Source organism: Shewanella sp. AC34-MNA-CIBAN-0136 (assembly GCF_040309945.1).
In the GTDB taxonomy this organism is placed as follows: Bacteria; Pseudomonadota; Gammaproteobacteria; order Enterobacterales; family Shewanellaceae; genus Shewanella.
Genome location: NZ_JBEOPJ010000008.1, coordinates 118209 through 132747, shown reverse-complemented (window position 1 = coordinate 132747; position 14539 = coordinate 118209). Strand labels below are relative to the sequence as shown.

Below are 14539 nucleotides of genomic sequence, written 5' to 3'. Positions count from 1 at the left end.
ATGATCCATTAGATATGAATTAGATTGAATATCATGATGCCAGTTTACCTACCTCATTCCTTCTTTTGAGCTGAGGTTAACTAGAGAGAATCTAAAATGAAATCGGCAGTAGAACAACTTTCAACTTATAAAAGCGTGCACTTAAATCCACAAAATATAAAGACGCATTTTGTCGGCGTTCCTATGATTATTTGGTCGGCATTTTTGATGCTGGGGACTCTTCGCTTTGCATGGCAAGATTATCAAGTGAGTGTTGCAATGATATTAGCTGTGGTGGTATTGGGCTACTATATGGCACTTCATATGCGCCTAGCGTTTGGATTAGTATTGTTCATTGTGCCGGTGTTATACACCACAGAGCTGGTTGTTCATACCTCACATCCTTTTATCATTGCCATTAGTATTTTTATTATTGGCTGGGTTATTCAGTTTATTGGCCATAAATATGAAAAGGCCAAACCTGCTTTTATGGATGATCTCAATCAGCTTCTGATTGGGCCATTCTTCTTGATGGCAGAGTTGTATTTCATATTAGGTTTGGAAAAAGACTTAGCCGCAGAAATTACCCCAATAGCACGTGATAAACGACGTGCTTTAGAGGCTAAGCGTCGTGCATCGTAATGAATGACTAATTCATGGCAATAAAAAAGGCGCTTGCAGCGCCTTTTTTATGTGTAAAAATTTACTCGTTATCATCAATTAACGTTAAATTGCTGGGTAAAACTCTGACTGTTTTAATCATATTATCTGCAACATCGATGACTTCTATTTGATAATCAACGATGCGTAAGCTGGTGTTTGCTGCAGGAATATCTTCCAGAAATTCAATGATCAGGCCATTTAAGGTTTTAGGGCCATCAATCGGAAGATTCCATTTCATTTCTTTATTAAGGTCACGAATGTTAATCGTGGCATCAATTAAGAAACTACCATCTTGTTGGATATTAATGTCTTCACTTGCCGTGGTCAGCATTGAGGTTGTGAAGTCACCAACAATCTCTTCTAAAATATCTTCAAGTGTGACTAAGCCCTGAATATCACCGTACTCATCAACAACTAACCCTATGCGTTCTTTATTTTGCTGGAAATTAGTCAATTGAACGTTTAGTGGTGTGCCTTCAGGAATAAAGTATAACTCCTTAACAGCCCTTAATAATGATGACTTACTGAATTGCTCTTTGGATTGTAAGCGCAAAGCATCACGTAAGTGAATAAACCCGACAGCATCATCGATGTTGTCGCGATAGACTAACACTCGAGTATGAGGACTTTGAACCACTTGCTTATTTATCAATTTAAAATCGTCATTGACGTTAATAGCATAAATATCTGAGCGCGAAATCATAATGTCTTCGACTGTGACTTTTTCTAAATCTAAAATCGACAATAACATTTCTTGGTGACGCTGTGGGATTAGTGCTCCAGCTTCATGCACAACTGTGCGCAGTTCTTCTTGGCTTAACGCGTCACTTGTTTTGACCGTTTTAATGCCCATTAAACGTAAAAATATTGAGGTAATTAAGTTGATTGCTTTCACTAATGGCGACAGCAATATTAATAACCAACCTAATAAAATACTCGATGGAAATGCAATACGTTCAGGGTGCAAAGCCGCAAACGTTTTTGGTGTGACCTCAGCAAACACTAACACCACTATAGTCAGAACACCGGTTGCAATAGCAACACCCATATCACCAAACAAGCGCATACCGATAATAGTCGCAATTGCAGATGCAAGAATGTTAACCAGATTATTACCGATGAGAATCAAGCCAATGAGTCGATCTGGGCGGTCGAGTAACTTTAAGGCGCGCTGTGCACCTTTGTGGTCATTGGATGCAAGATGTCGTAAGCGGTATCGATTGAGGCTCATCATTGCGGTTTCTGAACCAGAAAAATAAGCAGAAATCACGATTAAAACCAAAAGGAAAATAAGGAGTGCGCTGGTAGATATAGCGTCCAAAAAAGGGGCCCCATAAAGTGGTGTGAAATTGACCTATTGGCCAAATTGTCATAAATTTAACGGCCATTATTTATTATTGGCCGTTAGTGTCAAGTAATCTTGGTTATTTTTCAACAGAATAGAAAAGCATATTCAGCGTAAAGATATTAAAATTAGTTTAATATCAATTCTTTAACAACTCTAGCACCAAAATATGCGAGAGATAGTAAGCCCGCACCCGATAAGCTATAAATCACTGCGGTACGGATTCTACAGCCAACAGTATATTGTTGCCACAACATCGCAGCGTAAACCACCCAAGCTATTATTGATAATATTGCCTTATGGCCTTTACCGTCACCAAACATATCTTCTAAAAATACAAATCCAGTTACTAGCGATAAACTCAGTAAAATAAATCCAATAATGATGAGGTGATAAAGTTGCTTTTCAACCGTCATTAATGGCGGCATTGCTGGGCTCATCATCATTTGCTTTTTCTTCAGTTTATTCTGGATAAACCATAATTGAATGGCGTACATAGCCGCTATCATCAATGCACTATAGGCCATGAGTGATAACACTACATGTGCCAGAAGTTCAGGGTGTATTTCAAAATGAGTAATAAACTGCGGCGGCACTAACCATAGAAGTGCTACTGACAATATTGAGCAGGCATACACAACGGGCACTACAATGATGACTTTAAGTCGAGGCATTGTAATCGTGAACGTTAATGCAATAATCCAGTTAACCAATGAAATTACGTTGGTTAAACTAAAGTTTTGTCCATCGACAGTAAAAACCGCATTCGAAAGTGCAAACCCGTGCATGATGACGGCAATACCAGAAGCCAGCATAACGGCTTTACGATTAGGCCCTTCAACATGAAAAAGTCTGCTTGTTACTAAAACCAAAGCTAAACAATAAAACAGCATGGCTGCCGCTGAAAAAATAACCATTGAGACTCAACCTATCATAGTAATTAATGCTGAAAAACTGCGCTGTGAGTGTTGAACAATACTATCAAAGCATCACATTTTCATTATTTTATTAGATTAACATGATCAGGGCCTAATATGGCAGTGACCTAAGACCCAAAATTTAACAATTTCCTACCTTTAGCTACAATAATTTACTCAAAATGAGTCAGTGTTTACGTTCTTCGCGTTGCAAGTATCGTAATTTAGAGTGGCTTGGGTATAATGGGCTCAATTATCGATATGCTTAAAAGAGCCGCTCAATGTTTGAAAATTTATCTGACAGACTTTCACGCACACTAAAAAACATTAGTGGCCGTGGTCGCTTAACAGAAGACAACATTAAAGAAACCCTGCGTGAAGTGCGTATGGCGCTGCTTGAGGCGGATGTAGCTTTACCTGTTGTTAGAGACTTCGTTAACAGCGTAAAAGAACGCGCTGTGGGTCAAGAGGTGTCAAAAAGCTTAAGCCCAGGGCAAGCCTTTATCAAAATTGTCCAAAACGAACTTGAAAAAGCCATGGGTGAGGCGAATGAAGCCCTCGACTTAGCGGCAATACCTCCGGCTGTGATCATGATGGCGGGTCTTCAAGGCGCGGGTAAAACAACCTCGGTAGCCAAATTAGGTAAATTTTTACGCACACGTCATAAAAAATCAGTCCTTGTCGTCAGTGCGGATGTATACCGTCCTGCGGCAATTAAACAACTTGAAACATTGGCTGCAGAAGTTGAGGTTGAATTCTTTCCGTCTGACGTGAGCCAAAAGCCAGTTGATATTGCTAAAGCCGCAATAAGCTATGCAAAATTAAAATTCATTGATGTGGTGATTGTCGATACAGCAGGTCGCCTGCACGTTGATGAAGCTATGATGGATGAAATCAAGCAGCTGCATGCTACTGTAAATCCGATTGAGACCTTATTCGTTGTTGACGCGATGACGGGGCAAGATGCGGCCAACACAGCTAAAGCATTCAATGAAGCGTTACCTTTGACGGGTGTTATTTTAACCAAAGTTGATGGTGATGCTCGCGGTGGTGCTGCGTTATCTATTCGCAGTATCACAGGTAAGCCAATTAAATTTCTAGGTGTTGGTGAGAAAACCGATGCGTTAGAGCCTTTCCATCCAGACCGTATTGCTTCGCGTATCCTCGGTATGGGTGATGTGTTGTCATTAATTGAAGAAGTTGAACGTGGCGTCGATAAAGACAAAGCGATGAAGCTGGCTTCAAAAGTTAAATCCGGCGGCAGTTTCGACCTAGAAGATTTTCGTGAGCAATTGCAGCAAATGAAAAACATGGGCGGAATGATGAACATGCTTGAGAAGCTTCCAGGTGTAGGACAATTACCACCAGAAGCATTGGCCCAGGTTCAAGACGGTAAAATGACCGGACAAATGGAAGCCATTATTAATTCAATGACCTCTAAAGAACGTAAGAATCCAGATTTGATTAAAGGATCTCGTAAACGTAGAATCGCTGGCGGTTCAGGTACCCAAATTCAAGATGTAAACCGCTTATTGAAGCAATTTACCCAAATGCAGAAAATGATGAAAAAGATGTCTGGCAAGGGTGGAATGAAGAAGATGATGCGCGGAATGGGCGGAATGTTACCACCAGGAATGAAGTTTCCTGGTCGATAATAACAGCATCTTTCAAGAGCAAAACTAGTAATTTTTAAATTCAATCAGTTGGTTAGGTTATATTTTTGACTTTATTGCAACAAAATGGGTGAGCTAAAAATCATCAGATTTGGTTGCAATAGTTCAAAAGTCAGGTAAAATCTTCCGGCTTTCTTTCTGGGACTCTTCGCGAACACGGAGTTCCAGTTTTTATTTTTGCTTCTAGCAAATCATTAGAGGAATAAAACGCATGGTTACCATTCGTTTAGCTCGTGGCGGCGCAAAAAAGCGTCCATTTTACAATATCGTTGTTGCTGATAGCCGCAATGCTCGTGACGGTCGTTTCATCGAACGTGTAGGTTTCTTCAATCCATTGGCCCGTGGCCAAGAAGAAACTTTACGTTTAGATCTTGATCGTGTTGAGCACTGGGTTGCTACTGGCGCTGCAACATCTGAGCGTGTTGCAAAACTGATTAAAGACGCGCGTAAAGCTGTTGCTTAATTGCGTATAAGGTATAGATAGATGAGTAGTAACCAAGAGCTAGTTGTACTGGGTAAGTTAGGTTCCAGTCATGGTATTAAAGGTTGGCTAAAAATCACTTCCTATACCGATTCTGTTGAAGGTATTTTCGATTATTCGCCTTGGCTGATAAAAGAACAAGGCGTTTGGCGTGAAGTTAAGGTCGCTCAGTGGCGTTTTCAAGGTAAAGCTGTCGTGGCTGAACTAGAAGGTGTCGCTACCAGAGAACATGCGCAAATGCTCACAAATTGTGAAATTGCGATCATGCCTGAGCAAATGAAAGATTTGGATGATAGTGAATTCTATCATCGTGATCTTATCGGCTGCGAAGTGACCAATATAAACGGCTATAACATGGGTATTGTTGACCAGATCGTGGAAACAGGATCAAACGACGTACTACTGATTAAAGCTAATGCCAAAGATGCCTTCGGCAAAGCGGAACGTATGATCCCCTTTGTCCCTGAGCAGTTCATCAAACAGGTGGACTTGCAAGGGAAACAGATTTTAGTGGATTGGGATCCTGACTTCTAAGTCGAGGTACAACATATGTGGTTAGGGGTAATCACCCTGTTTCCAGAGATGTTTCGTGCTGTTACAGACTTTGGGGTTACGGGTCGAGCCGTGAAAAACGGCCTGCTAGAGGTGCAAACGTGGAATCCTCGAGATTTCACCCATGATAGACATAATACTGTGGACGACCGACCTTATGGTGGTGGGCCCGGTATGTTAATGATGGTGCAACCTCTGCGTGATGCTATCCATGCAGCTAAAGCAGCTGCAGGTGATAGGGCAAAAGTGATTTATCTATCTCCTCAGGGACGCAAGCTGGATCAGCATGGCGTTACTGAGTTAGCTAAATCAGAGTGTTTGATTTTAGTGTGTGGTCGATACGAAGGTGTTGATGAACGCATTATTCAAACAGAAGTTGATGAAGAATGGTCTATCGGTGATTACGTACTTTCGGGTGGTGAGTTACCGGCAATGACGTTAATCGATTCAGTGGCTCGTTTAGTACCTGGTGTACTGGGCAAGCAAGCGTCAGCAGAGCAAGATTCTTTCTCTGATGGTTTACTGGATTGTCCTCATTATACGCGCCCTGAACAATTGGATGGTCTTGACGTACCCGCAGTGCTGCTAAGCGGTGACCACGAAAAAATTAGACTCTGGCGTTTACAACAAAGTATCGGAAGAACTTTTTTGAGACGACCAGAATTATTTGAAAATCTAGCTCTGACTGACGAACAAACGACTTTATTAGCGCAGTTCGTGAATGAAACGGACAAGTCCGCATAGTCAACGCTCAGTTATTACTAGGATGGAGTAATTATGAACAACATCATTAAAATGCTCAACGATGAGCAAATGAAAACAGATGTGCCTGATTTTGGTGCTGGTGATACAGTAGTAGTTCAAGTACGTGTTAAGGAAGGCGAAAAAGAGCGTCTTCAAGCTTTTGAAGGTTTGGTAATTGCTAAGCGTAACCGTGGTCTGCATTCTGCATTCACAGTACGTAAAATCTCTAATGGCGAAGGTGTTGAGCGTGCTTTCCAGACGCATAGCCCGCTAATTGCTAGCATCGAAGTTAAGCGTCGCGGTCGTGTACGTCGTGCTAAACTGTACTATTTACGTGAGCGTTCAGGTAAGTCTGCACGTATCCGTGAAAAATTGGCAACTAAGTAATAGTTACCAATACAGAATAAAGATGCAGTGTTCGCACAACAACCCGCCGAAAGGCGGGTTTTTGTTTGTGGGGCTTTTAAAAATAATAAAGGGATAACAGCGAATAGAGCGGTAATAGCGAGTAGAGCGGTAACGACGAGTAGAGCGGTAACGACGAGTAGAGCGGTAACGACGAGTATAGCGGTAATAGCTAATAGAGCGGTAAAGACGAGTAGAGCGGTAACGACGAGTAGAGCGGTAACGACGAGTAGAGCGGTAACAGTGAGCAGAGCGCGTACAAGATGTATGACTGGGGTTATTTTTTTGTACGAAATATCATCGGTTATATGATTTTTTACACTTTGTGTAAATAAGCCTTGCTCTAGGACCTTTGCGCAGGCATAGTTGCTTTTAAGGTGTAATGGTGTAGCGTTACAAAAATACAGATTGTACTATCCAATACCTAAAAAATAAATCTATTAGTGACCTTTGGTCTGTCGTCAAAAGAGAGTGATAAGTATGCAACAAGATACCATTAATAATGTGCACATCAGTTCAGAACAAGTGCTAGTGACTCCTGCAGAGTTAAAGCAAGAACTTCCATTATCAACTCATGCTTATCAATATATTCTAAATGCTCGTAAGCAAGTCTCAGATATAGTCCATAAACGTGATAATCGGGTGCTTGTGGTGACGGGGCCATGTTCTATTCATGATATTGCCGCGGCAAAAGAGTATGCATTAAAGCTGAAAAAGTTACATGATGAACTCAGTGATGATTTCTACATTTTAATGCGCGTGTATTTTGAAAAGCCTCGCACAACTGTCGGTTGGAAAGGGTTGATTAATGACCCTGATATGGATGAGTCATTTGATGTCGAGAAAGGACTCAGAATGGCTCGAGAACTCATGATTTGGCTTGCTGAACTTGAATTACCTATCGCGACAGAAGCGCTGGATCCGATCAGTCCGCAATATTTGTCCGAGCTAGTTACTTGGTCTGCAATTGGCGCAAGAACCACAGAATCGCAAACTCATCGAGAAATGGCTTCAGGTTTGTCGATGCCTGTTGGTTTTAAAAATGGCACAGATGGTAAGTTGGAAGTGGCTATTAATGCATTAAAATCAGCTGCCAGCAGCCACCGCTTTATGGGCATTAACCAAGAAGGTCAAGTTTCTTTGTTGCAAACGGCCGGTAATCCAGATGGACACATTATTTTACGTGGCGGTTTAGCACCTAACTATGATGCAGACAGTGTTGCTCAGAGTGAAGCCCAAATTCATAAGGCGAAACTCAGTGCTCGTTTAGTCGTTGACTGCAGTCATGGTAATTCATCAAAAGATCATCAACGTCAAAAAAACGTTTGCGAAGATGTATTTAACCAAATTGAAGCAGGTAATAAATCTATCATCGGTGTTATGCTTGAAAGTAACCTCAATGAAGGTAATCAGAGTTCAGATAAACCGTTAGCAGAGCTAAAATATGGTGTTTCTGTCACTGACGCATGCATTGATTGGGAAACTACTGAAACCATTTTAAGACAAGGCGCTAACCAGTTGTCTGCAGTATTACCAACGCGTTTTGAGACGCTGCAGGTTGTTAACGGTTAATGGATAAACAGATGAATGAAAAAACCACAGCAGGCTTAGAGCATCTTCGTGATTTAATTGATGGCGTGGATCAACAATTACTGCATTTATTACGTAAACGTCTCGATTTAGTGGCGCAAGTTGGTGCCGTAAAACATGCGGCTGGAGTACCTATTTATGCCCCACAACGTGAAGCATCGATGTTAGCTAAACGTCGAGACGAAGCACAAAAAATGAATGTCTCACCACAGTTAATCGAAGATATTTTACGTCGACTTATGCGCGAATCTTACTTAAATGAAAAAGATGTTGGGTTTAAGCAGATTAAGCAAGATCTGGGTCATGTGGTCGTTGTGGGTGGTCAGGGCAAGCTGGGACAGTTATTTAGTCAAATGTTGGTTCTTTCTGGCTATGAAGTTAAAAGTATAGATAAAAATGATTGGCAAGATGCCGCTGCCATTTTTGATGGTGCAGGATTAGTGATTGTTACCGTACCCATAAATGTGACCTGCGAAGTGATCCGTGACAAGTTAACCCAGCTACCTGAAAATTGTATTCTAGCTGATCTCACCTCGATTAAAGAAGCACCTTTAGCGGCAATGTTAGCTGCGCATAAAGGCCCTGTAGTGGGTCTGCATCCTATGTTTGGCCCAGATGTTGGTAGTCTCGCTAAACAGGTGGTGGTGGTGTGTCATGGCCGTCATCAAGAAGCGTATCAATGGTTACTACAACAGATTGAAATTTGGGGGGCGCGAATAGTTGAAGCTGAAGCAGAGCGTCATGATAAAGCGATGCAACTTGTACAGGCTATGCGTCACTTTTCAACATTCGTATATGGCGTCAACTTGTGCAAAGAAGAAGCTGATATTGGTAACTTATTACAGTTTAGCTCACCGATTTATCGTTTAGAGTTAGCCATGGTTGGTCGTTTATTTGCTCAAGATCCCGAGCTTTATGCCGATATTATTTTTGCCCAACCTGGCAGCCAACACGCGATTAGTGATTATCTAGATAATTATCGTGATGCATTAACAATGTTGCAAACCGGTAATAGGCAAGCCTTTGTGGAGCAGTTCCAGCGTGTCGCTAAATGGTTTGGTGACTTTGCGCCGCAGTTCCAACATGAAAGTCGCGCCATGTTGCAATCTGTTAATGATATGAAAGCTGGATAACGCTAAATGAAGCATTATTAATTGAACTAATTATTGCGAAATAGTGACACAAAGCTTATGTTTAGTTAATACGGTAGCCAAATAACGCTGTGTTAGCTCAGTAAACTTAGTTACCTTTGGAGGATACCCCATGTCGATGATGCCATCGAATATGCTACCTGTTCAACAGGTTGAAGATAATTCCTTAGGGCATTTTCTTTACGGCTTAATGAGTGCTTTTCCATTATTTTTTGTGCCTGTATTATTGAGTTTTTGGCTTAATTTGATCCAAAAGAACGTCAATCCAGACTCTGTGTTGGGTAGTCATCTACGTTGGCAACGTATGAGTATTATTGGCCTATGCCCATTTTTTATTGCAGGATATTGGCTTAGTCCTTTATGGCTGAGTTTACCCATGTACTTACTGGGTGTTAGTTGGTTCAGTTATCGTATTTTTAAAGGCTGGATAAGTTTAAATGATGGCCTAGCAGTATGATTATTGAATAGCCTTGAATAGCCTTGAATAACTAATTACCTTTTACAATTACGAGTAATAAAATGCCGAGAATATTCTCGGCATTTTTATGTGTGTCATTCCCGGTTATTTAATCGTTACTTTGCTTGGTATAAACCATGAATAATATCAGCTTGCGATACACCATCTTGATGTAACAATATAATTCCGTCAGCATTAAGTTGCTTAACGGCATTTGCATGAGTAGTTAACAGTGCAGCATTAATACAGAAGCTCGTGTTAACGATTACAGGTAAATGACTGCGGGATTTCACTTCAACCAATCCGGCTAAATCGAGGCTTAACTGCTCTGGGTGCGTGAAACTACGTACACCTGATTCGCATAGCCCGAGTTGTTGATTACCGTGACTAAGGACTGCATCGGCAGCTTGTAGCCAATCATCGATACTAGCCATGGTATTTCTTTCTAATATTACCGGCAAATTGACGGAACCAATTAAGGTTAACATGTCCGGGTTGTACATTTGTTTACCACTTAATATCAGCATATCTGCTAATTGGCTAGCAACGATAAACTCTTGTTCTTGATCTATTTGCATTACACATAATAAACCAGCTTGTTCGATGACCTGTGCATGCTGTTTTAATTGTTGTTCATTGAGTTGTTGTTTTAAATCATTGAGCACAATGGCTTGAAAGCCTGATTCTTTGATGTGCTTTGCTTGCGTAGCCAGTTCGGTATTATCTATCGGTAAGTTAATTTGCTGTAATGCGCTAAATTGTCCGGCGCCTATTTGTAAGTGCTGACAGAACAATTGAGTATCTTGTGATTTATAGTCGCGTGAATGCTTAGCTTGGCTATTTGGTATAGGTTTGATTAGCTCTTGTTTAGAGCTACCGGGTTCAATTAATAATTGAGCTTGCGATAGTTGTGTAGGTTTAACGGTTTCACATGGATAACAGCCTAATACTTTGATAAAACGAGTAAGGCGCTCTAACTCTTTAATCGCTTGTTGTACTTCGGTAGTAGCCAAGTTGCCATCAATATCGAGGTAAAACATCTCCTCCCATGGTGTTCCAGGTATTGGACGAGATTCTAACTTACTCATATTCAAATTATGAGCTTTAAGTACCAATAATGCTTCTACTAATGCTCCTGGCTTCTGTCCTGTCGCCATGATCAAGGTGGTTTTTGCTGGCAGCTGAGAAGGCACCGCAGAGGCTTTTCTAGCGACAACAATAAAACGACTCTGATTGATTTTTTGGTTAGCTAAACCTTGCTCCATCGCAATTAACTGATACAGGGCTCCGCCTTCAGCACTGCCTATGGCTGCGACAGTATTGCTGTCCGCCTCGACAACTTTTGTCATGGCTTCAGCACTACTAGAACAATATTCAAGTTTGATATGAGGATGTTGACTTAAATAGCGACTGCATTGACTGATCGGCTGCGGGTGAGCGTAAATAGTCTTGATATCAGATAGTTTACTGTTGGGTTTAGTGAGTAAACAATGACTCACTTCAATAGTTGTTTCGCCAACAATTGACAGCGTTGTATGTTGCAGTACGTCATACACTTCATTGATAGATCCTGAAGAGGTATTTTCAATCGGTAAAAAACCATAATCGGCATGACCAGATTCAACGGCATTAACAATTTCATCAAAACTTTTGCAGCCGAAATCAAGCATTTCGACTTGACGGCGTGAACAGTAACGGCTTGCAGCTAAGTAAGAGTAAGAACCCCTAGCACCCAAATAAGCCACAGTATATTGCTGCTTTTGAGTGTCTGGGTTAGCTCTACCATGAAGATACGTTTGTTGAAATAAAACCGAGTCTTCAATAATGCTTTGATAAAGTGATATCACAAAATGTGCATCAAGTCCTTGGTCGCGCCCTTGCTGTACCAGTCTTTCAAGTAGTTCTTTTTCTCGTTGTGTATCTCGTATAGGTCTAACATCAACTTCTTTGCTGCGTGCAACATTTAGGCTCAATTGGCGGCGCTGAGATAATAACGCTAATAAGGATTTATCCAAGGCAGTTATCTGTTCACGAGTTTGACTTAACTCAGGTGGTTTTTGCATATTGACCTCAATGTGACGCTACATACTGGCGCATGACTAGATACGGCAGAGTTTATAAGACAAAAAAGCCTCCCAGTTGGGAGGCTTTAGAATTTTCATTTTCGTTTTTACACAGAAAATCCGCCTCCAGAGGTGGGCTGAATAAAAAAGAAAATAAAAAGGCTGAATATTTTTTTGTTCATGGAGTAAAACTAAAGCTCTGACAGGCGACTGTCAACGTAAATTTACTCATCAAGGCTTGAGTATTGGATTATAGACAAAAGAAAGCGCACCCGAAGGTGCGCTGGTGAGAGATAAATAATATCAAGCGGCGTTTTCCTCCTTATAAACATACTCAAATTCGCTTTCTGTGTCATTTGGTAATGATACATGGCGTTGAGCCTGGGGTTTGTGGGTCAGGCGATTTAGCTGTTTTTCCAGCTTTTGTCCCATTGCAGTAATTGCTGCGTATAGGTTTTCACTTTTTGCCTGGGCGAATAAATCTCCACTAGGTAATCCAACTGATGCCTCTATTTTAAACAACTGCTTTTCTTGAGTAATAATGACGTGCGGGTTAATTAATTGAATATCATGTCGACTTAATTTTTCTAATCGTCCTTCAATACGTTCACGGATAAGGGCAGTGACTTCAAGTTGTTTGCTAGTGATTTTCAGCATATTTAGAACCTTCTTGTTGTTTGCTTAACTCCAGATTACCAAGGTTAACCATAAAATTCGTGATCTATATCACACTTTTACCGACTTTATATATCGAGTGCTGCATATTTGATCTCTTAGACGTTTTGAACAAAAAAGCCATTAAATATGCTTGTAATGCTGTCAATATAGGCTCATATTTGTATGGATAAGTTAATACTTAATTAGCCTTTCTGAGGTTTTTTCATACAATTTCAAGCACGATTTTGTATGGGGTTGTCTTATTCATAAACGCTCTACAAGCATGCTCCTTTATCCTATGTTACTGGTTACTTAGCTGACATTGATTTATTACTTCTCGTTAGGTTCATCCTCTTTATAAAGCAAAGCTTCTTTGGTTGTCTTTTTTAGCTGCGTAAGCATGTTTATTTGTATTAGTTTGTAAACCTTCTTGTTTTATTTATTACTGATGAGTTTATAATTTGTCAGTAAAGAATAGTAATAAGCAGGTTATTAATGAGTATAGAACAACAAAAAATAAAGGTATGGGATTTTCCAACACGTTTTTTCCATTGGGCTATGGTGTGTTTAATTGGCGGATTATGGTGGACAGCCGAAATAGGTGAAATGCAGTGGCATCAGATATTGGCGTATCTATTGATGACTCTGATTACATTTAGATTAATTTGGGGCTTTATCGGAAGTGACACCGCTAAGTTTACACATTTTTTTGTTGCACCTAAAAAAGTTATCGCTTACGCGAAAGCCCAGCCTAAACCTTCGTCACTTGGGCATAATCCACTAGGTGGTTATATGGTGATTGTGTTGCTGGGATCGCTTGTGTTGCAGTTAAGTACCGGTTTATTTGCAACAGATGATATTTTTACTGAAGGTCCGCTGATATATCTCGTTTCGTCAGATACTGCGGGGTGGCTAACCTGGCTGCATAAAATTAATTTCAATCTTATTTTGGTTTTGGCTGCGGTACATATTATTGCCGTGTTAGTGCATGTTTTTAAGGGTGACAATGTACTTAAAGCCATGTTCAGCGGTTATAAACAAGTTACCGAGCAGGTCACTTCACCTATGTTGCGTTCGCCTTGGATGGCGTTAGTTATCGTGTCAGTTATTTTTGCTGCTATTTGGTGGTTGTTACTCGAACCTGTGGTCAGTTTTTTATAATTCCAGGTTAATTAAAGCCAATATAAAAGCCCATAAAGATGGGCTTTTATCATTTTCACTATTGAGTAGAGCTACTTATACTCACCAGAGCTAACTAATCAAATTAGTCTTTTTTGTAAACGTCGTGACAACCTTTACAGCTTTTACCAGTGTTAGCAAAAGCTTGTTTAATGCTATTTTTATCGCTTGATTTAGCTGCAACAGCTAATGCCGCGGCATTATCTTGAAATGCAGTCATTTTGCTATCAAAATCGGCTTTATCTTGCCAAATTTTAGCTAGTGCTTCGGTATCACCTTTATCTGAACCAGCAATAAAACCTTCATGTGGTATTTTTGATAGCGCTGCAACATTATCTGCACGAGCACTAAATACAGCAGCATCAAAAGGTTTTTTACCTTTTAGCATAGCGCCCATATCACCAAAGTTATAAGCAATTAAGCCGAAAGCAGCTTGGCGGTATTCAATGGCATCTGCAGGTTCTTCAAAATTATTCGCAAACACAGCAGGGATCATCATTGCGGTTGCCGCAACCGTTAGTAATATCTTTTTCATCGTCATCCTTCACTTTTTTGTGGGTGGTACCGGTTCCATAAGCACAGATATCCACATAATTATGCTAAATTTTAACTAAAGTGCTAACCATTAAGTGTTCAGCCTACTGCTTAGTCGAGTTTTTAGCGCTTAGTTATGAGGGTATTAC

The 14539-nt window shown here is 40.5% G+C and carries 15 protein-coding genes and 1 other annotated feature; of the genes, 10 read left to right on the top strand and 5 right to left on the bottom strand.

The window, feature by feature from the left end; genetic code table 11:
• Nucleotides 1-96: 96 nt before the first annotated feature.
• Nucleotides 97-621: an Mpo1 family 2-hydroxy fatty acid dioxygenase gene (locus AAEY94_RS10100; RefSeq protein ID WP_162023685.1), complete on the top strand. Its 525-nt coding sequence runs from the start codon at nt 97-99 to the stop codon at nt 619-621.
• 61 nt (nt 622-682) lie between these two features.
• Here AAEY94_RS10100 and AAEY94_RS10095 read toward each other — a convergent pair whose 3' ends face one another.
• Entirely contained in the window at nt 683-1963 is a 1281-nt protein-coding gene (locus AAEY94_RS10095) for an HlyC/CorC family transporter (RefSeq protein WP_192114404.1), read from the bottom strand.
• A gap of 152 nt (nt 1964-2115) precedes the next feature.
• A complete protein-coding gene (locus tag AAEY94_RS10090) occupies nt 2116-2904 on the bottom strand; it encodes a cytochrome C assembly family protein (protein ID WP_101086358.1) in 789 nt (262 codons plus the stop codon).
• 281 nt (nt 2905-3185) lie between these two features.
• Here AAEY94_RS10090 and ffh point away from each other — a divergent pair, with 281 nt between their 5' ends.
• From ffh to AAEY94_RS10050, 8 genes are all read left to right on the top strand, one after another.
• On the top strand, nt 3186-4559 hold the full coding sequence (gene ffh / locus AAEY94_RS10085) for a signal recognition particle protein (protein WP_101086359.1): 1374 nt from the start codon (nt 3186-3188) through the stop codon (nt 4557-4559).
• 229 nt (nt 4560-4788) lie between these two features.
• Nucleotides 4789-5040 carry a 30S ribosomal protein S16 gene (gene rpsP / locus AAEY94_RS10080; RefSeq protein ID WP_011638368.1) on the top strand — a complete coding sequence of 84 codons (252 nt, stop codon included), beginning with the start codon at nt 4789-4791 and terminating at the stop codon, nt 5038-5040.
• Nucleotides 5041-5061: 21 nt separating this feature from the next.
• Nucleotides 5062-5592 carry a ribosome maturation factor RimM gene (gene rimM, locus AAEY94_RS10075; RefSeq protein WP_011638367.1) on the top strand — a complete coding sequence of 177 codons (531 nt, stop codon included), beginning with the start codon at nt 5062-5064 and terminating at the stop codon, nt 5590-5592.
• Between the two features lie 15 nt (nt 5593-5607).
• Nucleotides 5608-6354: a tRNA (guanosine(37)-N1)-methyltransferase TrmD gene (gene trmD / locus AAEY94_RS10070; RefSeq protein WP_011638366.1), complete on the top strand. Its 747-nt coding sequence runs from the start codon at nt 5608-5610 to the stop codon at nt 6352-6354.
• A 33-nt stretch (nt 6355-6387) separates the two neighbouring features.
• Nucleotides 6388-6741 (top strand): 50S ribosomal protein L19, encoded by a 354-nt coding sequence (rplS, locus tag AAEY94_RS10065; protein WP_011638365.1) that lies wholly within the window; start codon nt 6388-6390, stop codon nt 6739-6741.
• A 498-nt stretch (nt 6742-7239) separates the two neighbouring features.
• Entirely contained in the window at nt 7240-8331 is a 1092-nt protein-coding gene (locus tag AAEY94_RS10060; RefSeq protein WP_011638364.1) for a 3-deoxy-7-phosphoheptulonate synthase, read from the top strand.
• Between the two features lie 11 nt (nt 8332-8342).
• Nucleotides 8343-9482, top strand: coding sequence for a bifunctional chorismate mutase/prephenate dehydrogenase (gene tyrA / locus AAEY94_RS10055; protein WP_162023684.1), 1140 nt, complete (start codon nt 8343-8345; stop codon nt 9480-9482).
• A 130-nt stretch (nt 9483-9612) separates the two neighbouring features.
• A complete protein-coding gene (locus AAEY94_RS10050) occupies nt 9613-9957 on the top strand; it encodes a hypothetical protein (RefSeq protein WP_011638362.1) in 345 nt (114 codons plus the stop codon).
• A 116-nt stretch (nt 9958-10073) separates the two neighbouring features.
• On the opposite strand, the gene pheA is transcribed toward AAEY94_RS10050, so the two are convergent.
• Nucleotides 10074-12020, bottom strand: coding sequence for a prephenate dehydratase (gene pheA, locus AAEY94_RS10045; protein ID WP_101086361.1), 1947 nt, complete (start codon nt 12018-12020; stop codon nt 10074-10076).
• A gap of 58 nt (nt 12021-12078) precedes the next feature.
• Nucleotides 12079-12200 (bottom strand) — a sequence feature (Phe leader region).
• A gap of 123 nt (nt 12201-12323) precedes the next feature.
• Nucleotides 12324-12677, bottom strand: coding sequence for a ribosome hibernation-promoting factor, HPF/YfiA family (gene hpf, locus AAEY94_RS10040; RefSeq protein WP_101086362.1), 354 nt, complete (start codon nt 12675-12677; stop codon nt 12324-12326).
• Nucleotides 12678-13172: 495 nt separating this feature from the next.
• Between hpf and AAEY94_RS10035 the strand changes: the two genes are divergently transcribed.
• The gene (locus tag AAEY94_RS10035; RefSeq protein WP_101086363.1) at nt 13173-13838 is read left to right on the top strand and encodes a cytochrome b/b6 domain-containing protein; all 666 of its coding nucleotides are present in this window, start codon (nt 13173-13175) and stop codon (nt 13836-13838) included.
• A gap of 103 nt (nt 13839-13941) precedes the next feature.
• Here the strand turns inward: AAEY94_RS10035 and AAEY94_RS10030 are convergent, their stop codons facing one another.
• Nucleotides 13942-14391, bottom strand: coding sequence for a c-type cytochrome (locus AAEY94_RS10030; RefSeq protein ID WP_101086364.1), 450 nt, complete (start codon nt 14389-14391; stop codon nt 13942-13944).
• Nucleotides 14392-14539 lie beyond the last annotated feature (148 nt).